General features: G+C 33.4%; 1 pseudogene. It reads right to left on the bottom strand.

Annotation, left to right across the window (positions count from 1 at the left end):
• Positions 1–524 (bottom strand): annotated as a pseudogene (locus tag BZK14_RS10620) (translocation/assembly module TamB domain-containing protein); the annotation flags it as partial.

Here is a 524-nt window from a genome sequence, read left to right as displayed (position 1 = left end):
TAAAGTTAAATCCCACAAAATATCCGATTGATTTTTAATACCTAGCTTCGTTTCTATTACTAAAGGCTTAGCTAATTTATTAGGCCAGTTAAAGGTAATCGCATCATGTACTTTAAGATCATTTAAAGTACCAGAAATGATAATATTCATGGCATGATCAAAATAGTCATCACCAACTCTCATCTCTTTTGTTGCATTTTTTAAACGAATATTTACAGCTTCTGTCTGCTTATCGACATCTATACTCGCTGTTGCATTTAATGGTAATGTCATATCATCACCAATATTTAGCAAACCTTTATAACTAATATCTTTAAATGCCCATGTTTCTTGATCAATCAAACCTTCTTGCACTTTTGCTTGATCAACATACACAGATAAATCAGGTAAAATGACTGCAACATCAGTTGCCACTACAGAATTTATTATAATATCTATAGGTAACTGACCTCGTTGAAATGAAAATGGTAAAAAAGGTGGTGAATTAGGATCTGTTGGCGTTGGCTCTCCCGCAACTGGCATCA

Origin of the sequence: Wohlfahrtiimonas larvae, assembly GCF_002006755.1 — a bacterium.
In the GTDB taxonomy this organism is placed as follows: Bacteria; Pseudomonadota; Gammaproteobacteria; order Cardiobacteriales; family Wohlfahrtiimonadaceae; genus Wohlfahrtiimonas; species Wohlfahrtiimonas larvae.
The sequence above is the reverse complement of the archived record's forward strand: the minus strand, read 5'-3'. Positions and strand labels throughout refer to the sequence as shown.